At 67.8% G+C, this 24,986-nt stretch carries 20 protein-coding genes; 8 read left to right on the top strand and 12 right to left on the bottom strand.

Going from position 1 to position 24,986, the window contains the following annotated elements:
* Positions 1–7 precede the first annotated feature (7 nt).
* The 5 genes from BSY239_RS11515 to BSY239_RS11495 form a co-directional block, all read right to left on the bottom strand.
* On the bottom strand, positions 8–1,930 hold the full coding sequence (locus BSY239_RS11515) for a PAS domain S-box protein (RefSeq protein WP_083239930.1): 1,923 nt from the start codon (positions 1,928–1,930) through the stop codon (positions 8–10).
* Positions 1,931–2,027: 97 nt separating this feature from the next.
* Entirely contained in the window at positions 2,028–2,876 is an 849-nt protein-coding gene (locus BSY239_RS11510) for an alpha/beta fold hydrolase (RefSeq protein WP_069046971.1), read from the bottom strand.
* A 2-nt stretch (positions 2,877–2,878) separates the two neighbouring features.
* The gene (locus BSY239_RS11505) at positions 2,879–3,706 is read right to left on the bottom strand and encodes a proteasome-type protease (protein WP_069046970.1); all 828 of its coding nucleotides are present in this window, start codon (positions 3,704–3,706) and stop codon (positions 2,879–2,881) included.
* Positions 3,703–6,351, bottom strand: a complete 2,649-nt coding sequence (gene mutS / locus BSY239_RS11500; protein ID WP_069046969.1) for a DNA mismatch repair protein MutS — start codon at positions 6,349–6,351, stop codon at positions 3,703–3,705. The genes BSY239_RS11505 and mutS overlap by 4 nt, the downstream gene beginning before the upstream one ends.
* 133 nt (positions 6,352–6,484) lie before the next feature.
* Positions 6,485–7,396: a LysR family transcriptional regulator gene (locus BSY239_RS11495; protein WP_069046968.1), complete on the bottom strand. Its 912-nt coding sequence runs from the start codon at positions 7,394–7,396 to the stop codon at positions 6,485–6,487.
* Between the two features lie 111 nt (positions 7,397–7,507).
* On the opposite strand from BSY239_RS11495, the gene BSY239_RS11490 reads away from it, so the two are divergent.
* The 4 genes from BSY239_RS11490 (at position 7,508) to BSY239_RS11475 (ending at position 14,350) form a co-directional block, all read left to right on the top strand.
* Positions 7,508–8,356: an alpha/beta hydrolase gene (locus BSY239_RS11490; protein ID WP_069046967.1), complete on the top strand. Its 849-nt coding sequence runs from the start codon at positions 7,508–7,510 to the stop codon at positions 8,354–8,356.
* Between the two features lie 90 nt (positions 8,357–8,446).
* On the top strand, positions 8,447–9,643 hold the full coding sequence (locus BSY239_RS11485) for an efflux RND transporter periplasmic adaptor subunit (RefSeq protein WP_069046966.1): 1,197 nt from the start codon (positions 8,447–8,449) through the stop codon (positions 9,641–9,643).
* A 26-nt stretch (positions 9,644–9,669) separates the two neighbouring features.
* Entirely contained in the window at positions 9,670–12,897 is a 3,228-nt protein-coding gene (locus BSY239_RS11480; RefSeq protein WP_069046965.1) for an efflux RND transporter permease subunit, read from the top strand.
* A gap of 10 nt (positions 12,898–12,907) precedes the next feature.
* Positions 12,908–14,350, top strand: a complete 1,443-nt coding sequence (locus tag BSY239_RS11475; protein ID WP_069046964.1) for an efflux transporter outer membrane subunit — start codon at positions 12,908–12,910, stop codon at positions 14,348–14,350.
* Here the strand turns inward: BSY239_RS11475 and BSY239_RS11470 are convergent.
* Positions 14,331–14,804, bottom strand: coding sequence for a hypothetical protein (locus BSY239_RS11470; RefSeq protein ID WP_172823101.1), 474 nt, complete (start codon positions 14,802–14,804; stop codon positions 14,331–14,333). The two genes, BSY239_RS11475 and BSY239_RS11470, sit on opposite strands and share 20 nt — an antisense overlap.
* Positions 14,805–14,817: 13 nt before the next feature.
* Between BSY239_RS11470 and BSY239_RS11465 the strand changes: the two genes are divergently transcribed.
* Positions 14,818–15,924 carry a PQQ-dependent sugar dehydrogenase gene (locus tag BSY239_RS11465; RefSeq protein WP_156775461.1) on the top strand — a complete coding sequence of 369 codons (1,107 nt, stop codon included), beginning with the start codon at positions 14,818–14,820 and terminating at the stop codon, positions 15,922–15,924.
* A gap of 7 nt (positions 15,925–15,931) precedes the next feature.
* Here the strand turns inward: BSY239_RS11465 and BSY239_RS11460 are convergent, their stop codons facing one another.
* Both BSY239_RS11460 and BSY239_RS11455 read right to left on the bottom strand, forming a co-directional pair.
* Complete coding sequence (locus BSY239_RS11460; protein WP_069046962.1) at positions 15,932–16,171, bottom strand: DUF2798 domain-containing protein; 240 nt, start codon at positions 16,169–16,171, stop codon at positions 15,932–15,934.
* A 71-nt stretch (positions 16,172–16,242) separates the two neighbouring features.
* Positions 16,243–17,067 (bottom strand): plasmid replication/partition related protein, encoded by an 825-nt coding sequence (locus tag BSY239_RS11455; RefSeq protein ID WP_069046961.1) that lies wholly within the window; start codon positions 17,065–17,067, stop codon positions 16,243–16,245.
* Positions 17,068–17,244: 177 nt separating this feature from the next.
* Between BSY239_RS11455 and BSY239_RS11450 the strand changes: the two genes are divergently transcribed.
* The gene (locus tag BSY239_RS11450; RefSeq protein WP_069046960.1) at positions 17,245–20,565 is read left to right on the top strand and encodes a PAS domain-containing protein; all 3,321 of its coding nucleotides are present in this window, start codon (positions 17,245–17,247) and stop codon (positions 20,563–20,565) included.
* 3 nt (positions 20,566–20,568) lie between these two features.
* Here the strand turns inward: BSY239_RS11450 and BSY239_RS11445 are convergent, their stop codons facing one another.
* On the bottom strand, positions 20,569–21,504 hold the full coding sequence (locus BSY239_RS11445; RefSeq protein ID WP_069046959.1) for an inositol monophosphatase family protein: 936 nt from the start codon (positions 21,502–21,504) through the stop codon (positions 20,569–20,571).
* A 122-nt stretch (positions 21,505–21,626) separates the two neighbouring features.
* Here BSY239_RS11445 and BSY239_RS11440 point away from each other — a divergent pair, with 122 nt between their 5' ends.
* Both BSY239_RS11440 and cysE read left to right on the top strand, forming a co-directional pair.
* Positions 21,627–22,361: an RNA methyltransferase gene (locus tag BSY239_RS11440; protein WP_069046958.1), complete on the top strand. Its 735-nt coding sequence runs from the start codon at positions 21,627–21,629 to the stop codon at positions 22,359–22,361.
* Between the two features lie 9 nt (positions 22,362–22,370).
* Positions 22,371–23,138, top strand: coding sequence for a serine O-acetyltransferase (cysE, locus tag BSY239_RS11435; RefSeq protein WP_069046957.1), 768 nt, complete (start codon positions 22,371–22,373; stop codon positions 23,136–23,138).
* A gap of 4 nt (positions 23,139–23,142) precedes the next feature.
* Here the strand turns inward: cysE and BSY239_RS11430 are convergent, their stop codons facing one another.
* The 3 genes from BSY239_RS11430 to yjgA are packed head-to-tail and all read right to left on the bottom strand — an operon-like array spanning position 23,143 to position 24,893.
* Positions 23,143–23,619: an FKBP-type peptidyl-prolyl cis-trans isomerase gene (locus BSY239_RS11430; RefSeq protein ID WP_056273892.1), complete on the bottom strand. Its 477-nt coding sequence runs from the start codon at positions 23,617–23,619 to the stop codon at positions 23,143–23,145.
* A gap of 18 nt (positions 23,620–23,637) precedes the next feature.
* The gene (gene mog / locus BSY239_RS11425) at positions 23,638–24,243 is read right to left on the bottom strand and encodes a molybdopterin adenylyltransferase (protein ID WP_069046956.1); all 606 of its coding nucleotides are present in this window, start codon (positions 24,241–24,243) and stop codon (positions 23,638–23,640) included.
* Positions 24,240–24,893: a ribosome biogenesis factor YjgA gene (yjgA, locus tag BSY239_RS11420; protein WP_069046955.1), complete on the bottom strand. Its 654-nt coding sequence runs from the start codon at positions 24,891–24,893 to the stop codon at positions 24,240–24,242. Before yjgA ends, mog begins: the two co-directional genes overlap by 4 nt.
* Positions 24,894–24,986 lie beyond the last annotated feature (93 nt).

Below are 24,986 nucleotides of genomic sequence, written 5' to 3'. Positions count from 1 at the left end.
CCTACGCTCAGGCTGTCAAGGGTGCGTAGAGACTGAAGCAGAACATGGCGCCTTTGCCCGGCTCACCGGTGGCCGCCAGGCCACCGCCGTGGCGCTGCACGATGCGCAGCGAGGTGGCCAGGCCGATGCCCAGACCCGCGAACTCGTGCGGCATGTGCAGGCGCTGAAACGGCTGGAACAGCTTGTTCGCGCGCGCCATGTCGAAACCCGCGCCGTTGTCGCTCACGCAGAAACGGGTCTGGCCATTGACGTCTTGGGCATAGACACGGATCACCGCCTGCGGCGTCTTCGCGGTGTATTTCCAGGCGTTGTTCAGCAGGTTCTGCATGAGCGCCTCGACCAGGGGCGGATCGGCCATGGCGTTGAGGTCGGGTTCGATCTCCCAGCGCACGTCGCGCTGCGGGTCGGCGCTGGCGAACTCATCCAGCAGGCGGTTGGCGATGTTGCTGATGTTGACCGGCTTTCGCTGCAGCTCGCCGCGCGAGAACTGCGACAGCGTGAGCAGGCCGTCGATGAGTTCGCCCATCTTTTTGCTGGCGCCCATGATGCGCTCCAGATGGGCCCGGCTGTCCGCGTCGAGCTTGGGGTTGTCTTCGCGCAGGGCCTGGGCAAAGCCGTTGATGATGCGCAGCGGTGAACGCAGGTCGTGCGCCACCGCATAGGAGTAACTCTCCAGCTCGTCGTACGCGGCCTTCAGGGCGCGCGTGCGCGCGTCGATGCGATGCTCCAGCGAGGCGTTGAGCTGCTGGATCTCCATCTCGTTGCGCTTGCGCTCGGTCACATCGCGCGTGACACCCAGGGCGCGCACGGCGCGGCCGTGGGCATCGCGCTCGAACTCGGCGCGCACAGTGAACCAGTGCCATTCGCCGCCGTACCTGATGCGGTACTCGATGTCGTAAACCGCCTTGCCCTGCACCGCCAGCGCCCACTGGCGCAGCACGTGGGGTCGGTCGTCGGGGTGGGTGATGGCGAGCAGCTCGGTGTCGGTGAACTCGGCCTGCGGCAGCCCCAGGGTCTCGTGCGAACCCGACAGCGTGGTGAAACGGCGCTTGGCCACGTCGGCCTGCCAGCTCGCCAGGCCGGCGAGTTCGTGCGCCTGGCGCAGCAGATGCTCGCTGGTGCGCAGGGCCTGCTCGGCGTGCTTGAGGGCACTGATGTCCTGCACCACGGCGATCACGTAGTCGGCCTCGCCCGAGGCCTTGCGCACCAGCGAGATCGTGAGGTAGGCCCAGACCACGTGACCCTGCTTGTGGATGTAGCGCTTCTCGAAGCTGTAGTGGTGGATCTCGTCGTTGAGAGCGCGGTGGAACTGGGCGAGGTCGACTTCCAGGTCTTCCGGGTGGGTGAAGTCCCGGAAATGCATCGTCATCATCTCGGCCTTGGTGTAGCCGAAGATGTCGCAATAGGTCTGGTTGATGCGGATCCACTCGCCGTTGAGGTGGCTGTGGGTCATGCCGGTGGCGCCTTGCTCGAAGGTGTCCTCCAGCTGCTGTTTGCCTTGCTGGATGAGCGCCGTGGCCTCGCGCAGGTGGCGGTTTTGCCTCTGCATCAGGGCGATGGCGCCCACCACCACGAGCTGCGTGAGCAGGTGCCACAGGTTGAGCCAGAAGGCTTCGACCGGGTTCTCGAAGGCGAAGCTGAAGTAGGGCTTGACCAGCACGAAGTTGATTGCCAGCATGCCCACCACCGTGCTGAACATGCCGACACGAAAGCCGCCGTAGAGCGCGGAGACGGCTGCAGCAAGCGAGAGGGTGATGAAGCGCCCGCCCGACTCGGCCGGCGCCAGCGCCACCCGCATCCAGGCCGCCAGCATGGTGATCACCAGCGCCACGGCCAGCCGCGTCCAGATGCTGTGGCTGTCGGGCTGCCATTCTGCCAAGCGCTGCCACACCCTTTGCAAGGGGCTGCCCGGTGGGGAGGGAGGCGTCATGGGGTCGGACACATGGAATGGACTGGTGCGGAGGCGGCTGTTCCAAAAAGGGTTATACCGGACCGGAGCCCCCTCGGCGACGTGAACCCGCCCCGGTTCACGTTTTGCCTTGCAGCGATTGCAGCATCGTGTCGATGGCGGCGGCGGTCTCCAGCGGCTGCTCCATCGGGAACAGGTGGCTGCCTTCGATCATGGCCATGCGCTCGGGGTGGCGTTTGCCCACCAGCCGGTGCGTCATCGCCATGCCGACCTGCTTCATCTCCAGCGAGCGCGTGCCGCCGATGAACCCGACCGGGCATTGCAAGGGGTGGCGTCGCAGCAGGCGGTCCAGGTTGTGCGGCAGCGTGTTGTAGATGGCGGTCTCGACCTCGCGGTTGAAGTCCAGCGTGCGGTGCTGCTGGCCGCGCGCGTCGGCGGCATCGCGGGTGCCGTGGTCGATGTAGTCCTGCAGCACCTGCGGGTCCCAGGCGGCAAACGCCTTCTTGCTGGCGAAATGCGCGTGTGCCGCGTCGGCGTCGGGCCAGGTGTTGCGCCGCTTGTGGCTGATCTTGCCGGGCGAGACCGAACCCACCAGCTGGGTGCGCTTGATCAGCTCCAGCGTGCGCGCGCGCCAGCCGCCGAGCACCGGCGAATCGATCAGCACCACACCGCGCACCGCGTGCCCGCCCAGTTGCGGGTGGCGCGCGGCGCACATCAGGCTCAAAAAGCCGCCCAGCGAATGGCCCACCAGCCAGGCCCCCTGGCCGTGTGCTTCGATCTCGGGCGCGGCAAAGTCGGCGAGCTGCTGCACCAGGTGCGGCCAGTTGCTGGTGACGGGGTACTGCGGGTCGTGACCAAACTTGTCCACCGCCCGCACCGCGTGGCCGCGGGCGCGCAGGGACTTGAAGAGGACGCGGTAGGTGCTGGCGGGAAAGCTGTTGGCGTGGGAAAAAACGATCAACGACATGTTCAGATCAGCTTTTCCCGGGCGTTCGTGATCTTTCGCAACGGCTGACAATGGGGACCGGTGCTCAGCAAGGGCACATCGGTGTGCGAGCCGTCCCAGGTCGGGTGTTCAATGCTGTCGAACACCTCGCGCAGCTTCTGGCCCCAGGTGTTGTGCAGCATGCGGAAGTAGGGGTTTTCGTGGTCGATGCAGGTGATCTTGTCCGACTGCAGCTGGTTGGCTTCGTACACCACCAGATCCAGCGGCAGGCCCACAGACAGATTGGACTTGAGCGTGGAGTCCATCGACACCAGCACGCACTTGGCGGCTTCGTCCAGCGGGGTTTCGGGGGTGATGACGCGGTCGAGCACGGGCTTGCCGTACTTGGATTCACCGACCTGGAAGAACGGCGTTTCCGACGTGGCTTCAATGAAGTTGCCAGCCGAATAGACCTGGAACAGGCGCATGCCTTCGCCCTGGATCTGGCCGCCGAAGATCATGGACACGTTGAACTCCACACCGGCGCGCTGCAGGGAATCGCCGTCGCGTTCGTACACGTGGCGCACGGCCGCGCCCAGCACGCGCGCGGCGTCGAACATGCTCCTGGCGTTCCAGATGGTGATGGGCTCGCCTCCATCCACATCTTCGAGCTGTTCCACCTGCAGGATCTCGCGCACCGATTGCGAGACGCTCAGGTTGCCGGCCGAGAGCAGGCACATGAAGCGGTCGCCCGGCTTTTCGTAAACGATCATTTTCCGGAAGGTGCTGATCTGGTCGAGGCCCGCGTTGGTGCGCGAGTCGGACAGGAAGACCATGCCGGCGTTGAGCTTGACAGCGACGCAGTAAGTCATGATGAGGAGGCCAGTTTTTTCAGTGTGTAGAGCTGCTCCAGCGCTTCGCGCGGGCTCAGGGTGTCGGGGTCGATGCGGTCCAGCGCGCTTTGCAGCGGGTGCGCGTCGGCTTCCAGTGTCGCAGGTGGCGGCGCAAACAGGTCGACCTGGCTGCGGCTTTCCTCGCTCTGCGCCTCCAGCGCGGCCAGGGCGTGGCGCGCGTGCTGCACCACGCCGGCGGGCACACCGGCCAGCCGCGCCACCTGGATGCCGTAGCTGCGGCTGGCCGGGCCGGGCTCGATCTGGTGCAAAAAGACGATGCCACCCGCCTTGCCACCCGCTTCCACAGCGCTCACATGCACGTTCACCGCCGCGTGGTGGCCGGCCGGGAATTCGGTCAGTTCGAAGTAGTGGGTGGCGAACAGCGTGAAGGCGCGCGACTTGTCGTGCAGGTGGGTGGCGATGCCGCCGGCCAGCGCCAGGCCGTCGAAGGTGGAGGTGCCGCGGCCGATCTCGTCCATCAGCACCAGGCTCTCGGGTGTCGCCGCATGCAATATCTGCGCGGCTTCGGTCATCTCCACCATGAAAGTGGACTGCGCGTTGGCCAGGTCGTCGGCCGCGCCGATGCGGGTGTGGATGGCGTCGACGGGGCCGAGCCGGCAGGCCGCCGCCGGCACAAAGCTGCCCATGCTGGCCAGCAGCACGATCACCGCCACCTGGCGCATGTAGGTGCTCTTGCCGCCCATGTTGGGGCCGGTGATCACCTGCATGCGCTGCTTGGGGCCGAGCACCGTGTCGTTGGCGATGAAGCTGCCGCCATTGGTTTCGTTCAGCCGCGCTTCCACCACCGGGTGGCGCCCGCCACGGATGTCGATGCAGGGTTCGGGCACGAACTGCGGTGCGCTCCAGTTGAGCGTGAGCGAACGCTCGGCCAGCGCGCACAGCGCGTCGAGCGCGGCCATGGCGCGCGCCAGCTGCGTGAGCGGCGCAATGAAGGCCTGCAGCTGGTCGAGCAACTGCTCGTACAGCCACTTCTCGCGCGCCAGCGCCCGGTCTTGTGCCGAGAGCGCCTTGTCTTCAAACGCCTTGAGTTCGGGCGTGATGAAACGTTCTGCGTTCTTGAGCGTCTGGCGGCGGCGGTAGTCGTCGGGCACCTTGGCCGCCTGGCCCTGCGTGACTTCGATGTAGAAGCCGTGCACCTTGTTGAACTGCACCCGCAGGTTGGTGATGCCGGTGCGTGCGCGCTCGCGCTGCTCCAGCTCGATCAGGAATCCGTCGCAATTGGTCTGGATGGCGCGCAGCTCGTCGAGCTCGGCATCGAACCCGTCGGCGATCACGCCACCGTCGCGCACCAGCGCGGCGGGCTCAGTGAGCAGGGCGGCGCGCAGCAGCCCGGCGCAGCCCTCGGGCGGTGTGAGGTGGGTGCCGATGCCGTGCAGCAATCCGCCGGGCTCCTGCGGGCCGAGCTGGCGAGCGAGTTGCCGCGCGCGCTCCAGCGTCTGGCCCAGGCCCACCAGCTCGCGTGGCTTGACCTGGCGCAAGGCCGTGCGCGCGGTGATGCGTTCCACGTCGCTCGCGCCCTTGAGCGAAGCGCGCAGCCCCTGCCACAGGCCCCCGCGCAGGGTGGTGATGGCGGCCAGCCGGCCGCGCGCCTGGGCGCGGTCGCGCCGGGGTTCCAGCAGCCAGCTGCGCAGCGCGCGGCTGCCCATGCCGGTGCAGCACACGTCGAGCAGCGAGAACAGCGTGGGGCTGGTCTCGCCGCGCAGGGTCTGCGTGAGTTCAAGGTTGCGCCGGGTGTTCTGCGGCAGGTCGATCAGCTCGCCGCTGCGCGCCACCTGCAGGCTCTTGACGTGGCTGAGCGCGCGGCCTTGCGTGTGTTCGGCGTAGTTGAGGAGTGCGGACGCGGCGGCGTGGGCATCCGTCAGGTCTTGTGCATCCCATGCGGACAGGCTGGCGGCCTGCAACTGCTCCAGCAGCTTGCGCTGGCCCAGGCCGGCGTCGAACGCCCAGGCCGGGCGCAGAACCGCCACCATGCGTTGGCCGTTGGTGGCGCTGGCCAGGGCCAGCACGGTCTTCTCGAATGCGGTGGAGGTGTCGGCGCTGTAGAGCAGTTCACCCGGGTTCACGCGCGCCACCCAGTCTGCGAGTTCGTCGCTGGCGCACTGCGCGAGGAACACGATGCCCTGCGTGACCGACATCCAGGCCAGGCCACAGCCGGTGCGCGCGCCGGGGTGCACCGCCATGAGCACCGCCTCGGTCTTGTCGGACAGCAGTTCGCTGTCGGTCAGCGTGCCTGGCGTGACCACGCGCACCACCTTGCGTTCCACCGGCCCTTTGGACGTGGCCACGTCGCCCACCTGCTCGCAGATGGCGACCGACTCGCCCAGCTTGATCAGCCGCGCCAGATACGTGTCGACCGAATGGAAGGGCACGCCGGCCATCACGACCGGCTGGCCACCCGACTGGCCGCGCTGGGTGAGCGTGATGTCGAGCAGGCGCGCGGCCTTTTCGGCGTCGGCAAAGAACAGCTCGTAAAAATCGCCCATGCGGTAGAACAGCAGCGTGTTCGGGTACCCGGCTTTCAGGCCAAAGTACTGCTGCATCATGGGGGTGTGCGAAGACAGGTCTGCGGGCACCTGCGCCTCGAGGGCGGATTCCTTGTGCATCAACGGCTTACAGGTGGGTTGTCCGGGGCTGAAGGGCCGATGGACAGTTCGCCCGACCCGGCTTCAGTGAGGGGCTACATCTTATGGGATCGCCACCGCGCGGCCCCGGTGGCCCCTGGGCCTGGCGGGGCGGTCAGCGCACCAGCTGCGGATGCTGTGAGAACAGCTCCGCAACCCACTCCACAAACGCCCGCACCTTCGCGCTCAGGTGGCGGTTCGGGGGGTAGACCACGTAGAGCGGAATCACCGGGCCCGTCCAGTCGCGGAGCACCGGCACCAGCTCGCCGCGCTGGATCAGCGGCTCGGCGGTGAAAGTGGGCACCTGCGCGATGCCCAGGCCCGCCAGCACCGCGGTGGTCACCGCGTTGCTCTCGTTCAGGGCGAGCTTGTGGCGGCCTGAGATTTCCAGCAACTGGCCGTCCTTCTCGAATTCGTTCGGGTAGTGGCGCCCGGTGCGGGTGGAGAAGTGGTTCACCACGGCGTGTTCGTTCTCCAGTTGCTCCGGGTGCGTGGGTGTGCCGTGCGCTTTGAGGTAGGCGGGCGAGGCCACCGCCACCAGCGGCACGTTGGCCACGCGCCGCGCCACGAGCGACTGGTCGAGCAGCTCACCGCCGCGGATCACGCAGTCCACGTTGTCGGCCAGCAGGTCCACCGAGCGGTCGGTCACGCCCAGGTCGAGCTGGATGTCGGGGTATCGGCGGTAGAAGTCGGCCAGCGCGGGAATGATGAGCTCGCGCGCCACCGAGGTGCCCACGTCCACGCGCAGGCGCCCGCTGGGCTTGGCCTGCGCGTTGGTCATGCTGGCCTCGATGTCGTCCAGGTCGTTGAGCACGCGCGCCGTGCGCTCGTAGTAGGCCGCGCCATCGGGCGTGACGGTCACGCGCCGCGTGGTGCGGTTGAGCAGCTTGACCTTCAGGCGCGCCTCCAGGTGCTGCACCAGCTTGGTCACCGTGCCCTTGGGCAGGTCCAGCGACTCCGCCGCCTTGGTGAAGGTGCCGGCCTCCACGACCCGCGCAAACACGCGTATCGATTGAATCTGATCCATGCCCTCACCCCACCATCTGCTGTTTTGTGGGCGGATTGTTCATCCAATGGAAACAGACAAGGGGTGGCAGAGGGCTTTATCCGCATCAAGCGCATGCCTATAGTCCAGTCCATGGTTTCCACTACGTCCACCTTCGTCCCGCCGGCACCGACACAGACCTTGTCGGTGCCGGGCACGCCACCGCTGGAACTGCGCGTCTGGGGCAAGAAGCCGCACGGCGGCGCGGTCCCGCTGGTGCTGCACTTCCACGGCGGCGCCTTTGTCTCGGGCGACCTGGACAGCGGCGCCTGCCTGGCCGAGCTGCTGGCCAGCTCGGGCGCGGTGGTGGCTTCGCTGGCCTACCCGCTGGCGCCCGCGCACCGTTTCCCCGACGCGGTGGAGGCCGGCTACGCGGCGCTGGAATGGCTGCACAAGCAGCGCACCCGCCTGGCCGGCACGGGCGCACCGCTGTTTGTGGCGGGCGAAGAAGCCGGCGGCAACCTCGCGGCCGCCGTGGCCTTCATGGTGCGCGACCGCGCCCACCCGCCGCTGGCCGGGCAGATCCTGGTGGCGCCCATGCTGGACCCATGTAACGCCACCGCCTCGCTGCGCCAGACCATGGGCACGGCCACCGGTTGCAAATGGATGGCCGGCTGGCAGCAGTACCTGCGCGGCCCCATGGACGCCGAGCACCCCTACGCCGTGCCCGCCCGCGCGCAGCGCCTCACCGGCCTGCCGCCCGCGCTCATCCTCACCGGCGGTGACGATCCGATGCGCGACGAAGCACTGGCGTATGCCGAACGCCTGCGCGAGGCGGGCATTGCCGTGCACAGCGGCGTGTTGCCGTCGTCCACCGGCTGGCCCGACTCGCTGACGGAGTCGCCTACAGAAGCATGTCCGTGCGCCGGCGAGGTGCGCGAACATGTCAGAGCGTTCTTCCAGGCCGCCACGCCCCCGCCTGCGACCCCGCCGCCGTCCTGACGGCCCGCGTCCCCTTTCCCTCCACCCCTGAAATGCCAACCCCGGTCACCCACCGGGGGCGGCTTCGTTCGCCCTCAAAAAGGAAAAACCATGCCCAACTTGCCCACTTTCAAGCGCCGCCTCTGGTGGCCCGCCGCCGCAGCCCTGGCCGTCGTCACCCTCGCAGGGATCGCGCTTCTGCAGGAAGCCGGCGTCGCCCGGGCCAGCGCACCCGCCGGTGCTCCACCGCCTGCGCCGGTGTCCGTGGCCACCGTGACCGAGAGTGACATCGCCGCCTGGGAAGAGTTCTCCGGCCGCCTGGAGGCGGTGGAGCGGGTGGACATCCGTTCGCGGGTGGCCGGGGTGGTGCAGGCCACGCATTTCCGCGAAGGCGCGCTGGTGGGCAAGGGCGACCTGCTCATCTCCATCGACCCCGCACCCTATGAGGCGGACGTGGCGCGCGCCGACGCACAAACCGTGGCGGCACAAGCGCGCGTGACGCATGCCGGCAACGAGCTGACGCGGGCCAGCCGCCTGTGGGAAGACAAGGCGATTGCGCGGCGCGAGCTGGACGACCGCGAGAGCGCGCTGCGCGAAGCCGAGGCCAACCTCAAGGCCGCGCAAGCCCAGCTGCAGAGCAGCCGCCTGAGCCTGGGCTACACCCAGGTGCGTGCGCCGGTGGCCGGGCGCATCGGCCGGCTGGAGGTGACCGTGGGCAACCTGGTCGCCGCCGGCCCGGGTGCACCCGTGCTCACCACGCTGGTGTCGGTCAGCCCTATCTACGCCAGCTTCGACGCCGACGAGTCCACCGTGACCCGCGCGCTCAAGGGCCTGCCGGGTGGCAACCGGCCCGCGGTGGAGCGCATCCCCGTGGAGATGGGCACGTCGGCCACCACCGACACGCCTTACAGCGGCCAGCTCCAGTTGATCGACAACCAGGTGGACCCGGCCAGCGGCACGGTGCGCGTGCGCGCCGTTTTCGACAACAAGGACGGCAGCCTGATGCCCGGGCAGTTCGCCCGCATCCGCATGGGCCAGCCGCAGACCGCGCGCACCCTGCTCGTGAGCGAACGTGCGGTGGGCACCGACCAGAACAAGAAGTACGTACTGGTGGTGGGCGAGGGCGACAAGACCGAGTACCGCGAAGTCACGCTGGGCGCTTCGGTGGACGGGCTGCGCACCGTGCTGAGCGGCCTGAAATCCGGGGAGCGCATCGTGGTCAACGGTTTGCAGCGTGTGCGCCCCGGTGACGTGGTGCAGCCGCAGGATGTCCCCATGAACGCACCCGTTTCCGTGGCCAGGTCCTGAGCCGTCGTGCGATTGAAGAGAACACCATGAACCTCTCGAAATTCTTCATCGATCGGCCGATCTTCGCGGGCGTGCTCTCGCTGCTGATCCTGATCGCCGGCCTGGTCGCCTTGCGCGGCCTGCCGATCTCCGAGTACCCCGACGTGGCGCCGCCCTCGGTGGTGGTGCGCGCCCAGTACCCGGGCGCCAACCCCAAGGTGATTGCCGAGACCGTGGCCACGCCGCTGGAGGAATCCATCAACGGCGTGGAAGGCATGCTCTACATGGGCAGCCAGGCCACGACGGACGGGGTGATGACGCTCACCGTCACCTTCAAGCTCGGCACCGACCCCGACAAGGCCCAGCAGCTGGTGCAGAACCGCGTCTCGCAGGCCGAGCCACGGCTGCCCGAGGAGGTGCGTCGCCTGGGTGTGACCACCGTCAAGAGCTCGCCCGACATCACGATGGTGGTGCACCTGGTCTCGCCCAACGACCGCTACGACATCAATTACCTGCGCAACTACGCGGTGCTGAACGTGAAGGACCGGCTCGCGCGCATCGAAGGCGTGGGCCAGGTGCAGATCTTCGGCGGGGGTGACTACTCCATGCGCGTCTGGCTCGACCCGCAGAAGGTCGCGCAGCGTGGACTTTCGGCCAGCGACGTGGTGGCCTCCATCCGTGGCCAGAACGTGCAGGCCGCCGCTGGTGTGGTCGGCGCCTCACCCGGCCTGCCGGGGGTGGACATGCAGTTGTCCATCAACGCCCAGGGCCGCCTGCAGACCGAAGAAGAGTTCGGCGACATCATCGTCAAGACCGGTGCCGACGGCGCCGTGACCCGCCTGCGCGACATTGCGCGGCTGGAGATGGGCGCGGCCGACTACTCGCTGCGCTCGCTGCTCAACAACAAGCCCGCGGTGGGCATGGGCGTGTTCCAGGCGCCGGGCTCCAACGCGCTGGAGATCTCGGCCCAGGTGCGCGCGACCATGCTGGAGCTGCAGAAAAACATGCCCGAAGGCGTCGAGTACCGCATCGCCTACGACCCCACGCAGTTCGTGCGCGCCTCCATCGACTCGGTGGTCATGACCTTGCTCGAAGCCATCGCGCTCGTGGTGCTGGTGGTGATCCTGTTCCTGCAGACCTGGCGCGCCTCCATCATTCCGCTGCTGGCGGTGCCGGTGTCGGTGGTGGGCACGTTTGCCGTGCTGCACCTGCTGGGCTTTTCGATCAACGCGCTCTCGCTGTTCGGCCTCGTGCTGGCCATCGGCATCGTGGTGGACGACGCCATCGTGGTGGTGGAGAACGTGGAGCGCAACATCGAGGCCGGCCTGTCGCCGCGCGACGCGACCTACCGCGCGATGAAAGAGGTGTCGGGTCCCATCATCGCCATTGCGCTGGTGCTGGTCGCGGTGTTCGTGCCGCTGGCCTTCATCAGCGGCCTCACCGGTCAGTTCTACAAACAGTTCGCGGTGACCATCGCGATCTCCACCGTGATCTCGGCGATCAACTCGCTCACGCTGTCGCCCGCGCTCGCCGCCTTGCTGCTGCGCGGGCACGACGCGCCGAAGGACACGCTCACGCGCGGCATGGACCGTGTCTTCGGTGGCCTGTTCCGGGGCTTCAACCGCCTGTTCAACCGCGGCTCCGAGGCCTACAGTGGCGGCGTGGGGCGTGTCATCTCGCGCAAGGCGCTGATGATGGTGATCTACCTCGCGCTGGTGGGGGTGACCTTCGGCCTGTTCAAGGCGGTGCCCAGCGGCTTCGTGCCCGCGCAGGACAAGCAGTACCTGATCGGTTTCGCGCAGTTGCCCGATGGCGCCACGCTGGACCGCACGGAAGACGTGATCCAGCGCATGGGCGAGATCACCCGGCAGAACCCGAACGTGGAAGACGCCATCGCTTTCCCCGGCCTGTCCATCAACGGCTTCACCAACAGTTCGAACTCCGGCATCGTGTTCGCCACGCTCAAGCCCTTTGCCGAGCGCAAACGCGCCGACCAGAGCGGTGGCGCCGTCGCCGGCCAGCTGAACCAGGCCTACGGCCAGATCCAGGACGCCTTCATCGTGATGTTCCCGCCGCCGCCGGTGGCGGGTCTGGGCACCACGGGCGGCTTCAAGCTGCAGCTGGAAGACAAGGCCTCGCTGGGTTTCGAGGCGATGGACGCGGCCGTGAAAGCCTTCATGGCCAAGGCGTACCAGACGCCCGAACTCGCCGGCATGTTCACCAGCTGGCAGGTCAACGTGCCGCAGCTCTACGCCGACATCGACCGCACCAAGGCGCGCCAGCTCGGCGTGCCGGTGACCGACATCTTCGACACCATGCAGATCTACCTCGGCAGCCTGTACGTGAACGACTTCAACCAGTTCGGCCGCACCTACAGCGTGCGCGCCCAGGCCGATGCGCCGTTCCGTGCGCGCGCCGAAGACGTGGGCCTGCTCAAGGTGCGCTCCACCTCGGGCGAAATGGTGCCGCTCTCGGCGCTGATGAAGGTCAATTCGAGCTTCGGTCCCGAGCGCGCCATGCGCTACAACGGCTACCTCTCGGCCGACATCAACGGCGGCCCCGCGCCCGGCTTCTCGTCGGGCCAGGCGCAGGACGCGATCGAGCGCATTGCCGCCGAGACGCTGCCACAAGGCATCGGCTTCGAGTGGACCGAGCTCACCTACCAGGAAATCCTGGCCGGCAACTCCGCGCTGTGGGTGTTCCCGCTGGCCATCCTGCTGGTGTTCCTGGTGCTGGCCGCGCAGTACGAAAGCCTCACGCTGCCGCTGTCCATCATCCTGATCGTGCCCATGGGCCTGCTCGCGGCCATGACCGGCGTGTGGCTGGACGGGGGTGACAACAACGTGTTCACGCAGATCGGGCTGATCGTGCTGGTGGGGCTGTCGGCGAAGAACGCGATCCTGATCGTGGAGTTCGCGCGCGAGCTCGAGTTTGCCGGGCGCACACCCATACAGGCCGCCATCGAGGCCAGCCGCCTGCGCCTGCGCCCCATCCTCATGACCTCGCTGGCGTTCGTGATGGGTGTGCTGCCTCTCGTGCTGGCCACTGGCGCGGGCGCCGAGATGCGCTCGGCCATGGGCGTGGCCGTGTTCGCCGGAATGATCGGTGTCACCGCCTTCGGCCTGTTCCTCACGCCGGTGTTCTATGTGCTGCTGCGCCAGCTCGCCGGCAACCGGCCGCTGCGCCAGCACGGCGAGGTTCCGCACGTCGAGGGCTTCGCCACCGGTGGCGGCGGCAACGCCCGTCCCGTGCCCGCCGCCCCGTTGACCCATTGAAGGAAACCCCATGAAAAACATCCATCGCCTGCTGCCCCTGGTCGCCGCCCTGGTGCTGGCGGGTTGCGCCACCGCGCTGCCGAGCCTGCCGACGTCGGTCGAGGCGCCACCGCAGTTCAAGGAACAGGCGTCCCAAGCCGAACAGTGGACCACCGTCCAGCCCGCCGAGGCACAGAGCCGCGGCACCTGGTGGAAGGCCTTCAACGACCCCGTGCTTGACCAGTTGGTCGAGCGCGCCGGTTCGGGCAACACCGGCATTCAGGAAGCCGCGGCGCGGCTGGCCCAGGCCCGTGCGTTGGTGCGCGGTGCGCAGGCCGACCGCGCACCGCAGATCGGTGTGGGCGCTGCCGCCGACCGCGGAGCCGGCGCCAACACCGCCGGCGGATCGGCCCCGGCCACGCTGCTGCAGACCGGCTTGAGCCTGTCGTACGAACCCGACCTGTTCGGACGCCTGTCGCGCGCCCAGGACGCCGCCGCGCTCGATGCGCAATCGCGCGAGGCCTTGCTGCAGAGCACCCGGCTGCTGGTGCAGGCCGAGGTGGCACAAACCTACCTGGCGCTTCGCGCCACCGACACCGAACGCACACTGATCCAGGACACCGCCACGGCCTACGCCGACACGCTGCGCCTCACGCAACGCCGCTTCGAGGCGGGTGATGTGGCCGAGCTCGACGTGATCCGCATCGAGACCGAACTCGCCGCCACCGAGGCCGAGGTGATTGCACTGGACCGTGCGCGCGCCGAGCTGGAACACGCGCTGGCCGTGCTGCTGGGTGAACCGGCGTCGGGCTTTGCGCTCACGTCCGACACGGCGGTGCGCACGCTGCCCGTGATCCCGGCCGGCGTGCCCGCCACCGTGCTGGCGCGCCGGCCCGACGTGGCCGCCGCGCAGGCTTCGCTGCTGGCCGCGCAGGCCCGCGTGGGCGTGGCGCAGGCCGCGTGGTTCCCCAGTGTGTCGCTCACCGGTGCGGCGGGCTTCGCGTCGCCCGAGCTGGGCGATCTGTTCAAGTGGTCCGCGCGCGCCTGGGGCGTGGGCGCCTTGCTGTCCATGCCGCTGTTCGACGGCGGGCGGCGCGAGGCCGGCGTTCAAGGTTCGCAGGCGCAGTTCGATGTGGCGGCGGCGAGCTACCGCGGCCAGGTGCTCAACGCGCTGCGCGAGGTGGAAGACCAGCTCTCGGCGCTGCGCTTGCTGCAACAGCAGTCGCTGGCGCAAGGCCGTGCCGTGAGCGCCGCGCAGCGCGCCAGCGCGATCTCGGAGACGCGTTACCGCAATGGGCTGGTGAGCCAGCTGGAGCTGCTGGACGCGCGCCGCAACGAACTGCTCAACCGCCGCCAGGCGCAACGCGTGGAAGCGGCGCAGCAGCAGGCCACGGTGCGCCTGGTGCGCGCTTTGGGCGGGGGGTGGGACAACGCCGGCACGGTGGCGGCGGGCATCACCCCGCGCGCGCTGTGAGACGTGCGTAAAGCAGGCCGGCCAGCACAGCGCCGGCGGCCATCACCAGCAGGCCGGGCAGGTGGCGCGTGGCGTCGATGAACACCGGCATGGGTGCCACGGCATCCACCGTGCGCACCGCGGCCACCATGCCGGCCCCGGCGGCTGCCGCCAGCAGCGGGCCGCGCCAGGCGGGCCGGCGGCGCGCCACCCACGCTGCCACGAGCAGCGCCGGCAGCCAGCCCGCCGCCAGGATGCCGGCGTAGACCGGGGCGAAGCCGATCAGGTCTTGCCAGGTGGTTCGTGCCCGTTCGGCCATGGGGATGGCCACGCCCACGTCCAGCAGCGCTTGCAGGTTCCACTGCGTCTGCACCACCGAACCCCAGACGCTGGCGAGCAGCCAGGCCAGCAGCAGCGGCACGAGATGCCGCGTCCAGCGTGGGGTCGGGGGATCGTTGGCGGTGCGGGATCTCATAATCGTTCGAATTATGAAATACGTGCTGGCTGTCTTCGTGGGTGCATGGGTCCTGGTGACGTCGGCGCAAGCCGCGGGTTATCGCGTTGAGACCGTGGCCAGCGGCTTGGAACACCCCTGGTCGCTGGCCTTTCTGCCCGGTGGTCGAATGCTGGTGACCGAGCGACCGGGGCGGCTGCGTGTGATCGAGCCCGGGCCCGATGGCCGGCCGCAGTTGCATCCTGAACCGGTGGCCCACGTGCCGGCGGTGCTGGCGCGTGGGCAGGCCGGTCTGTTCGATGTGGTGGTGGACCCGGGGTTTGCGGTCAATGGCCGCGTGCTGCTGTCCTTTGCCCATGGCCAACCCGAGGCCAACCACCTGCGTGTGGTGCGCGCCCGCTTCGACGGCCGCCAGTTGCTGGACGTGCAGCCCATCTTCACGTCGCAGCCGGCCAAGACCGAGACGCAGCATTTCGGTGGCCGCATGGCCTGGCTGGCCGATGGCAGTCTGCTGTTCGGCATGGGCGACGGCAACCTCGAGCGCACCGATGCACAGCGGCTGCACACCCACCTGGGCAAGCTGCTGCGCATCCAGCCCGACGGCAGCGTGCCGGCCGACAACCCGTTTCGCCAGCGCACGGATGCCCGGCCCGAGATCTACAGCATCGGCCACCGCAACCCGCAGGGCATGGTGGTGGTGGACGGCGTGCCGTACGCGCACGAGCATGGCGCGCGCGGCGGCGACGAGCTGAACCGCATCGAAACCGGCGCCAACTACGGCTGGCCCGTGACCACGGGTGGCATCGACTACACCTACGCCCGCATCACGCCCTACCGCAGCCTGCCGGGCATTCAGACGGCGCTGGTGGAGTGGACGCCGTCGATCGCTCCGGCCGGCCTCGCCTGGTACGACGGTGCCCTGTTTCCGGCGTGGAGAGGCAGCTTTTTGGTGGCGGCGTTGAAAGAGCGCAGCGTGCGCCGTGTGCCCCTGGCTGGCGGCGTGCCGGGGACGCAAGAGGTCTTGTTTCAGGAGCTGGGCGAGCGCATCCGCGACGTGCGCGCCGGGCCCGATGGTGCGATCTACCTGCTGACCGACAGCGCCAACGGTCGGGTGCTGCGCGTGGTGCCCGCGACGCCGTGATGTGGGCTCAGGCCGTGGGCGGCGGGTGCACCGTTTTCTTCACCAGAAAGAGTGCGACGGGCCGGAAGATCACCACACAGATGAAGGCGACCGGGAAGGCCACGGCGTAGCCGTGCAGTACGCGCGCCAGGTAGCCCGCACCCAGGCCCGAGTTGATGGCGACCAGCGCGGCGCTCACCACGAAGGCAATGATGCCGGCCATGTAGGCGGCAAACGCGATGCCGGTGAGCTTGTGGGGCAGTTTCATGGGGTGCTGTCGGAAGGGTGCGGAGCCGATTCTGGCGGGTGATTCTGGCACGGGGCGCCCGCGCCCGCGGCTCAGGCGGACTGCGCTTCCAGCTGCGCGCGCAAGGCCGACACCTGGTCGCGCAGCGCGGCGTTGTCGGCTTCCAGCCCGGCGACTTTCAGGCGCAGGGTGGCCACCTCGTCGGACGGGGCGGGCGTGGCTGCTTCGTCACCGGCCTCGGGTGGCTTGCGGCGTGCGTCGCGTGCGCGCTTGGCTGCGAGCTTGAGTTCGTCCTTGCCGGCGAGCGCAGCGGCCACCTGCTCCTCGGCCGGCAGGCCGGCCACCGCCGCCGCGGCGTTGAGCGAAATCGCGCCGGCCTTCAAGGCTTCCACCAGCTCGGGCGCGGCCTGTTTCTGGATCTTTTCAATCTGCACCACCTGGCTGCTGCTCAGGCGCGCGGCCTTGGCGATGTCTTCGCGGCTGTGCAGCGGCCGGGCGGGCGGTACGGCGGGTGTGTCCGGGGTCGGGGCGGGCAGCGCCTCGTCGGGCGGCAGGTCGTCGGGGGAGGGGGTGGAGGCCAGAAAGCGAGAACGCCGTCCGGCCATGATCTCGCGCTTGCGCAAGGCCAGCACACCGCGCTGGAAATCCGACACGCTGCGCCGGCCCAGGTGCTGGTCGATCATCCACAGGTGCACGTCTTCCATCGACTGGAAATGCGTGTTCTGCACGGTCTGAAACGGCAAGCCGTGTTTCTGGCAGATGCCGTAGCGGTTGTGTCCGTCCACCAGCACCTCGCCCCACAGCACCAGCGCGTCGCGGCAGCCCTCGGCGAGGATGCTGCGCTCCAGCGCGTCGAATTCGTCCGGGGTCAGGGGGTCGATGTAGGCTTTGAGGTCCGGGTTGACGGTGATGTGCATGGGGTCGGGGTGCGGGGAGGAAGTGCTGGGGAAAGGGGCGCGAATTGTAGTTGGCCCAAGGCTTGCATTCAGACAGTGCCTGCCCGGCGCCTGGGCGCGTACATTAAGACAAGCCGGCAGAAGTCACCCTGCCTTTGTGCGGACACCGCTACCCGTCGACCCCAACCACCAGCACGCATGTCCGAAGCTGCCCCCGAACCCGCTCCCGGCGAGCAGGTCATTCCACCGTCGGCTTCGGCATCGGCTGGGGCTTCCATCCTTCCTTTCGATGCCATCTTCATGGCTGCGCCGCTGCCGGCGTCGGTGTCCCGCTGGCACGATGGTTGTCTGCTCGCTGTCAACGACGCCTGGGTGGCGATCACGGGCCTGTCGCGCGAAGACGCCATTGGCCGTACCACGGTGGAGCTGGGGCATTGGCGGGGAACGGGGGATCGCGAGCGGTTTCTGAACGACCTGCCCGGTCCCGACGACGTGCAGGTGCTTCATCTCAAGGGTGGCCGCGCCCACCGGGTCCGCATGCACGCCACCGCGCTGGAGGCCAAGCCCGAGAAGCTGCTGCTGGTCTATTTCACCGAAACCACACGCGAGCAGGAGGCCGAGGCGGCCCTCGCCCAATCGAATGCCGCGTTGAAGCAGACCAATGTGGCCTTGCAGCAGCGCGTGGAGCTGCACATCGCGATCGAGAAGCTGGCCCGCGTGGGGCACTGGATGAATGCCGAGAACCAGGCGCATGTGCAATGGTCGCCAGGCCTCTACGACATCACGGGGGTGCCTTACCAGCACCCGGTCTCCAAGGAAGTCGGGCGCAGCGGCATCCACCCCGACGACATGCCGGCCTGGCTGGAAGCCCGCGCCGCGCTGGATGGCCGGGAGGTGGAATTCCGCTGGCTGCGCCCCGACGGCGAGCAGCGCTGGTTTCGCACGCGCCTGAGCCAGACCTCGGTGGCGGGCAATCCCCAGACCGACTTCGGTGTGGTGCAGGACATCACGGCCGAGCGCCAGGCCACCGAACAGCTCGGCCGGCAGCTGGATTTGCTGCAGAACATCGCCCAGCGCGTGCCCGGCATGATGTTCCAGGCGAAGTTGTCGCCCGAGGGGCGGAGCACCATCCTGTATGTGAACGATGCGGCGCGCGAGATGCTGGGCGTGGAGCCCAGGGACCTGCAACGCGACGCGCGCATCCTGTTCCAGCGCGTGCATGCCGACGACCGGGCCGAAGTCATCGCATCGCTGGAATCCTCCGCGCGTGAGTTGAGTTACTGGCGCCAGACCTACCGCGTGGACCTGCCCGGGCGCGGCCTGCGCTGGTATCGGGTGGAGGCGGTGCCCCAGCGCGAGCCCGACGGCTCGGTGATCTGGCACGGTTTCACGGCGGACGTGACCGACGCCCGTCTGGCGGCGCAGCGTGTCGAGCGGCAGCAACAGATGCTGGAAGCGGTGCGCCGCGCGCAGGCGGTGTTCATCGAAACCGAGGACAAGCGCGTCGCGTTTGAAGGCCTGCTGGACGCTTTCATCCAGCTCACGAGCAGCGGCTACGGCTTCGTCGGCGAGGTGCTGTACGACGTCAATGACAAGCCCTTCCTGCGCACCCACGCCATCACGGACATCTCATGGGACGAAGCCTCGCGGCGGATGTACACCGATCAGCTCGACGCAGGCATGACCTTCAGCAACCTCAAGACCTTGTTCGGGCATGCGATGTCCTCTGGTCTGCCGGTGATTGCCAACCATCCGCGCAGCGATCCGCGCGCCGCGGGCATGCCCAAGGGTCACCCACCCATGGACGCTTTCCTCGGCATTCCGCTGGCGGTGGGGGACCGGCTGGTGGCCATGGTGGGGCTGGCAAACCAGCCCGAGGGATACAGCGAGGCCGACATCGAGTTTTTGCAGCCGCTGCTGGGCGCCGTGCGACAGCTGGTGCTGGCCTGGCGCAGCCTGCAGGAGCGCAAGCGCACGCGCAACCAGCTGGAAGCCACGAGCGCCTTGCTGGCCGAGAAGAGCGCGGCCTTGCAGGCCACGCTGGACAGCATCAGCCAGGGCCTGACCAAGGTGTCGCCCGAAGGGCAGATCCTGTTCTACAACCGCCGCACACTGGAGCTGCTGGACCTGCCCGACGAGCTGATGGCCAAACGGCCCACGCACGATGAAATGGTGAAGTTCCAGCGCGAGCGGGGCGATTTTGGCGACCAGCTGCAGCTGATCGATCCCACGGCCAGGCGCTATCTGGAGAATCAAACGACGCCGGTCGCCTTGCCGGACCACTACTGGCGCAAGACCAAGGACGGTCGCACACTGGAAATCCGTGCCCGCCAGTTGCCCGATGGCGGCGTGGTGCGCACCTTCACCGACGTGACCTCCTACATCTCCACGCAGGAAGCCCTGCGGGATGAGCGCCAGCGGCTGGCCTGGGTGCTCGACGCCACGCGCCCCGGCATCTGGGAGACCAACCTCACCGAGCGCAAGCTGAGCATCAACGAACGCTGGGCCGAGATGCTGGGCCACACCCTGGCCGAGCTGGAGCCGGTGACCTACGAAACCTGGGAATCGCGGGTGCACCCAGACGACCTCGTGAAGGCCGACGCGGCGCGCGATCAACACATGAGGGGCGAGCTGCCGTTCTACGACTGTGACCTGCGCGTCAAACACAAGGACGGCCACTGGGTCTGGATCAACACCCGTGGTCGTGTGCACCAGCGCGACAGCGACGACCGCGCGCTCTACATGTCGGGCACGCATCTGGACATCAGCGAGCGCGTGGCCGCCCAGGAGCAGATCCAGGCGCTCAATGCCAGCCTGGAGCAGCGGGTGCGAGAGCGCACGGCCGAGCTGGAGCGGACCATGCGTGACATGGAAGCGATCTCGTATTCGATCGCGCACGACCTGCGCGCGCCGCTGCGTTCGGTGAATGGATTTGCGCAGGTGATCGCCGAAGAAGAGGGCGATCGGCTCAGCGACGGCGGGCGCCAGATGTTCGAGCGCATCGCACGTTCGTCGCGCAACATGGGGCAGATGATCACCGACATGCTGGAGCTGCTGCGGGTGGTGCAGGTGGAACTCGATGCGCGACCGGTGTGCATGGCCGACCTCGCCGGCGCGGTGGCGGAATCCCTGGCGCCGCAGGTGCCCGAGGCGCGGATCGAAGTGGGTGAGCTGCCCGATGCGCTGGGCGACGCCACGCTGTTGCGCCAGGTGTTCAGCAACCTGCTGGACAACGCCTTGAAGTATTCAAGGCACCAGAGCGAGCCCATGGTGGTCGTGGGCTTTGATGCCACGTCCGACGCCTACTTCATCCGCGACAACGGCATGGGCTTCGACATGGCACGCGCCCAGAAGTTGTTCGGCCTGTTCCAGCGCCTGCACGCGGGCACCGACGTGCCCGGCATGGGCGTGGGCCTGGCGATCGTGGCGCGCATCATCGAGCGCCATGGCGGCCACATTTGGGCCGAGTCGGCGCCGGGGCAGGGCGCCTGCTTCTGGTTCCGCGTGCGGCGGGCCTGAACTTCAGAAAGGCGCGTCGCCCTGACTGGGGGCGTCAGCTGCGGGCATCTCGGCAACAGGTGCTTCGGCTGCGGGTGCGGGTGCGCCGATGGTGCGGGCTTGTCGCACCGCCGCCTTGTCGCCGGCGCTGGCGAATTTGCTGTATTTGCTGGTCACACCGACCAGCTGACCGTAGATCTTGGGGTTGGCGGCCATGCATTCCTTCTGCTCCAGGAAGTCGGCTTCGCCGGTGAAGTTGCCGATCAGGCCACCGGCCTCGGTGACCAGCAGCGCACCCGCGGCCACGTCCCAGGGCGAAAGGCCCATTTCGAAGAATCCGTCGGTGAAGCCTGCGGCCAGGTAGGCCAGGTCGAGCGCGGCCGAACCGGGGCGGCGCACACCCGCCACGCGCGGCATCACGTCGCCGAGCATCTGCAGGTAGGTCTGGAAGGCGTCGCCCGGGCGGAACGGAAAGCCGGTGGACATCAGACAGTCGCGCAGCGTGGTGCGCTTGGCCACACGGATGCGGCGGTCGTTCATGTACGCACCGCGCCCGCGCGTGGCGCAAAACAGGTCGTTGCGGGTGGGGTCGTAGATCACGGCTTGTTCGAGCTTGTTGCCCACCATGAGCGCGATGCTCACGCAATAGACCGGGAAGCCGTGAATGAAGTTGGTGGTGCCGTCCAGCGGGTCGATGATCCAGACATGATCTGCGCCGCCATGCCGTCCTTCGCGTTTGCCCGACTCCTCGGCCCAGATCGCGTGATCGGGGTAGGCGGTGAGCAGGGTGTCGATGATCGCGGCTTCGGCGGCCTGATCGACCTCGGTCACGAAATCGTTGGTCTGCTTGACCGAAACGCGGACCGATTCCACATCCAGGGCAGCGCGGTTGATGATGGTGCCGGCAAGGCGAGCGGCCTTGATGGCCACGTTGAGCATGGGGTGGAGCGTGGACGACATGAATTGTGAACCTCGGCGCGACACGGGAATGGCGCGCAGCAGTGGAAGAGCAGACAGAAACGCCCCGGCGATGCGGGGCGGCGACAATGTACAAGATTTTACCGCCACCTCCACACCCCAGCATGCGCACCCGTTTTGTACTGATCCAGACCAGCCACGCCGGCAATGTGGGCGGTGTCGCCCGCGCCATGAAAGTGATGGGTTTTGACGACCTCGTGCTGGTGCAGCCGCGCTGGGCCAACGTATTGCGCCGCGAAGAAACCATCCAGCGCGCCAGCGGCGCCAACGACGTGCTGGCCAAGACGCGCGTGGTGGACACGCTGGACGAGGCGCTCGACGGCATGACCCACCTGTGCGCCACCGCCATGACGCCGCGCGACTTCGGCCCGCCCACGCTGGCCCCGCGTGAACACTTCCAGACCCTGCTGGCGTCAACCGAGCCGCCCGAGGGCGTGGCATTCTTGTTCGGCTCCGAGCGCTTCGGCATGCGCAACGAAGACGTGTACCGATGCCACGCGGCGCTCAGCATTCCCACCTCGCCCGACTTCGGTTCGCTCAACCTCGCGGCGGCGGTGCAGCTGATCGCCTACGACTGGCGCCAGGCGCTCGGTGGGTTTGCACCATTGCCGCCATCACCACCGCGCCAGCAGGCCGACGCGCAGACCATCGGCGGCATGCTGACGCACCTGGAGCAGGCGCTGGTGGCGGTGGAGTTTCTCGACCCTGCTGCGCCGAAGAAGCTCATGCCCCGGTTGAACCAGCTTTTCAACCGCGCCGCACCGAGCGAAGAAGAAATCCACATCTTGCGAGGTGTTGCCAAGGCGATGCTGCAGGTGGCCGACAAGGCCAGGCGCTAGACTGCCGCCATGTTTGCCCGCCTCCGCTCCGACATCCAGTGCGTCCTCGACCGCGATCCCGCTGCGCGCAGCACCTGGGAAGTCATCACCTGCTACCCCGGCCTGCACGCGGTGTGGCTGCACCGCCCGGCCCACTGGTGCTGGACGCACGGCTTCAAATGGCTGGGCCGTTTCATCTCGCACATCGCGCGCTTCCTCACCGGCATCGAGATCCACCCGGGCGCCAAGGTGGGTGAGCGTGTGTTCTTCGATCACGCCATGGGCGTGGTGGTGGGAGAAACCGCCGAGATCGGCGACGGCTGCACGATCTACCAGGGCGTGACGCTGGGCGGCACCTCGCTCTACAAGGGCACCAAGCGCCACCCCACGCTGGGCAAGGACGTGGTGGTGAGCGCGGGCGCCAAGGTGCTGGGTGGGTTTCTGGTGGGCGACGGCGCCAAGATCGGCAGCAACGCGGTGGTGATCAAGCCGGTGCCGGCGGGCGCCACGGCGGTGGGCATTCCGGCGCGCATCATCCCGAGCAAGACCGGCGAGAGCGCCGATGTGACGGACCCGAAGTTCCAGGCCTACGGCATCACGCAGGAAGACGATCCGCTGTCACAGGCCATGCGTGGCCTGATCGACACCACCGCCAGCCAGGACCACCAGATCGCGCTGCTGTGGTGCGCGATCGAGAAGCTCTCGCAGTCAACGCGTGACGGAGATTGCGTGCCGAAGGATGCGGCGCGCGAAGAATGCTTTGAAGCCGAGAAGCTGAATCAGCTGATCGGCAAGTGACGGATCAGTGGTGATGTCCGTGCGCGCCGTGCGCATGGCCGTGTGAGATCTCTTCCGCACTCGCCGCCTTCACATCCACCACCTTCACCGCGAACTTCAGCGTCTGCCCGGCCATCGGGTGGTTGCCGTCCAGGTGCACCGTGTCGCCCTTGATCTTCATCACGGTGAACACGTGTTGCTGGCCCTTGTCGTCGCTGCCTTCGAGCTGGCCACCCACCTTCACGCCCGGTGGAAAGTCGCGCTTGGGCATGGTGGTCACCAGGCTTTCGTCGCGCACGCCGAACGCGTCTTCAGGCGGCAGCACCAGCGTGGCAGCAAAGCCGGGTTCCTGGCCTTCCAGCGCTTTTTCGATGCCCGGCAGCGTGTTGCCGTAGCCGCCGTGCAGATACGCGCGCGGCTCCTTGCCGTCCTCGAGCACCTTGCCCTGGGCATCGGTGGCACGGAAGGTGAGGGTGACGATGGTGTCTTTGGTGATCTTCATGGGTGTCTCTCGGAGAGGTCAGCGCGCGGGGCGCACGGCAGATTTGGGACGGAAGGCCTTGCAGACCTCGTCGTTCGTTTCGAGGTAGGGCCCGCCGATCAGGTCGATGCAGTAGGGCACGGCGGCAAAGATGCCGTTGACCTTCTGCGTGCCGTCGGCGTTCTTCAAGCCTTCCAGCGTTTCGGCGATCGCCTTGGGCTGGCCCGGCAGGTTCAGGATCAGGCTCTGGTCGCGGATCACGGCGACCTGGCGCGAGAGGATGGCGGTGGGCACAAAGGTCAGGCTGATCTGGCGCATCTGCTCGCCAAAGCCCGGCATCTCCTTGTGGGCCACGGCCAGCGTGGCCTCGGGAGTCACATCGCGCAGCGCGGGGCCCGTGCCGCCGGTGGTGAGCACCAGCGAGCAGCCCGCGTCCACCAGTTCGATCAAGGTGGCGCTGATGCGCTCCACCTCGTCGGGGATCAGGCGTGGCTCGAAGGTGATCGGGTTCTTGAGCGCGCGCGTGAGCCACTCCTGCAGCGCAGGCAATCCCTTGTCTTCGTACACGCCGGTGCTGGCGCGGTCGCTGATGGACACGATGCCGATGCGCACCGGGTCTTCGGGCTGGCGTGTTTGTTCGTTCATGTCGGGTCTTCCTCAACAGGCGCGTCGGGCTCATCCGAGCCCTGGTTCAGCGCGGCTTTGACCAGCTGGAAGATCTCGCGGTAGGCCTTGCCGTGGCGCACCGCTTCACCAGCGCGCTCCAGGGCCTCGTTGGCTTGCGCGTCCTTGCGGGCCTGGCGGATGAGCGCGCGCAGTTGCTGCACATCGGTGTCCGGCACCTGTTCCAGCCAGCGTGTGAGCGCGTCGTCGTTGGCGATCAACTGGTCGCGCCACTGCTCGGCCAGGTGCAATGACAAGGTGCCTTTCACCGAGCCCTTGTTCTGCTCGTCGAGCGCGGCTTCCACTTCCGCCAGCGTGGCTTCGCTCACGCCGCGCATGAGCTTGCCGATGTACTGCATCTGGCGGCGGCGGCCTTCGAAGTTGGTGATCTTCTTGCAATCGTTGACCGCGTCCACCAGTTTTTCCGACAGGTCGAGCCGTTTCATCAGATCGGCGCGCAACGTGAGCAGGCTTTCGCCAAGCTCCTGCAGGCGGTCGCTGTACTTCTTGAGGTCGGTCTTGCTCATGTCGTCCGAACCCTTGAGCTCGCGCTTGAGTTCCAGGTCCAGCTCGCTGCCCAGGGCGACGAACTGGCCACGGACGAAATAGCCTTTGGTGGGTTTGCGGGACATGTGGGGTCTCAAAAGGGAGGGCTGCACGCTGGGCAGCATGGGCATCTGCGCGCGATGCAGCGCCCGGGTAGGGCGGCCAGTATCATAGCCGTC

This window comes from Hydrogenophaga sp. RAC07 (assembly GCF_001713375.1).
Lineage (GTDB): Bacteria > Pseudomonadota > Gammaproteobacteria > Burkholderiales > Burkholderiaceae_C > Hydrogenophaga.
This window is presented reverse-complemented; position numbering and strand designations above follow the sequence as displayed.

What these genes read in the sequence shown, in the direction of transcription:
- BSY239_RS11480 (WP_069046965.1), top strand. Translation starts at nt 9,670, where the DNA reads ATGAACCTCTCGAAATTCTTCATCGATCGGCCGATCTTCGCGGGCGTG.
- BSY239_RS11485 (WP_069046966.1), top strand. Translation starts at nt 8,447, where the DNA reads ATGCCCAACTTGCCCACTTTCAAGCGCCGCCTCTGGTGGCCCGCCGCC.
- BSY239_RS11515 (WP_083239930.1), bottom strand. Translation starts at nt 1,930, where the DNA reads ATGACGCCTCCCTCCCCACCGGGCAGCCCCTTGCAAAGGGTGTGGCAG.
- BSY239_RS11495 (WP_069046968.1), bottom strand. Translation starts at nt 7,396, where the DNA reads ATGGATCAGATTCAATCGATACGCGTGTTTGCGCGGGTCGTGGAGGCC.
- BSY239_RS11490 (WP_069046967.1), top strand. Translation starts at nt 7,508, where the DNA reads ATGGTTTCCACTACGTCCACCTTCGTCCCGCCGGCACCGACACAGACC.
- BSY239_RS11450 (WP_069046960.1), top strand. Translation starts at nt 17,245, where the DNA reads ATGTCCGAAGCTGCCCCCGAACCCGCTCCCGGCGAGCAGGTCATTCCA.
- mog (WP_069046956.1), bottom strand. Translation starts at nt 24,243, where the DNA reads ATGAACGAACAAACACGCCAGCCCGAAGACCCGGTGCGCATCGGCATC.
- BSY239_RS11510 (WP_069046971.1), bottom strand. Translation starts at nt 2,876, where the DNA reads ATGTCGTTGATCGTTTTTTCCCACGCCAACAGCTTTCCCGCCAGCACC.
- BSY239_RS11460 (WP_069046962.1), bottom strand. Translation starts at nt 16,171, where the DNA reads ATGAAACTGCCCCACAAGCTCACCGGCATCGCGTTTGCCGCCTACATG.
- BSY239_RS11430 (WP_056273892.1), bottom strand. Translation starts at nt 23,619, where the DNA reads ATGAAGATCACCAAAGACACCATCGTCACCCTCACCTTCCGTGCCACC.
- BSY239_RS11475 (WP_069046964.1), top strand. Translation starts at nt 12,908, where the DNA reads ATGAAAAACATCCATCGCCTGCTGCCCCTGGTCGCCGCCCTGGTGCTG.
- mutS (WP_069046969.1), bottom strand. Translation starts at nt 6,351, where the DNA reads ATGCACAAGGAATCCGCCCTCGAGGCGCAGGTGCCCGCAGACCTGTCT.
- BSY239_RS11505 (WP_069046970.1), bottom strand. Translation starts at nt 3,706, where the DNA reads ATGACTTACTGCGTCGCTGTCAAGCTCAACGCCGGCATGGTCTTCCTG.
- BSY239_RS11440 (WP_069046958.1), top strand. Translation starts at nt 21,627, where the DNA reads ATGCGCACCCGTTTTGTACTGATCCAGACCAGCCACGCCGGCAATGTG.
- yjgA (WP_069046955.1), bottom strand. Translation starts at nt 24,893, where the DNA reads ATGTCCCGCAAACCCACCAAAGGCTATTTCGTCCGTGGCCAGTTCGTC.
- BSY239_RS11445 (WP_069046959.1), bottom strand. Translation starts at nt 21,504, where the DNA reads ATGTCGTCCACGCTCCACCCCATGCTCAACGTGGCCATCAAGGCCGCT.
- cysE (WP_069046957.1), top strand. Translation starts at nt 22,371, where the DNA reads ATGTTTGCCCGCCTCCGCTCCGACATCCAGTGCGTCCTCGACCGCGAT.
- BSY239_RS11455 (WP_069046961.1), bottom strand. Translation starts at nt 17,067, where the DNA reads ATGCACATCACCGTCAACCCGGACCTCAAAGCCTACATCGACCCCCTG.
- BSY239_RS11465 (WP_156775461.1), top strand. Translation starts at nt 14,818, where the DNA reads ATGAAATACGTGCTGGCTGTCTTCGTGGGTGCATGGGTCCTGGTGACG.
- BSY239_RS11470 (WP_172823101.1), bottom strand. Translation starts at nt 14,804, where the DNA reads ATGAGATCCCGCACCGCCAACGATCCCCCGACCCCACGCTGGACGCGG.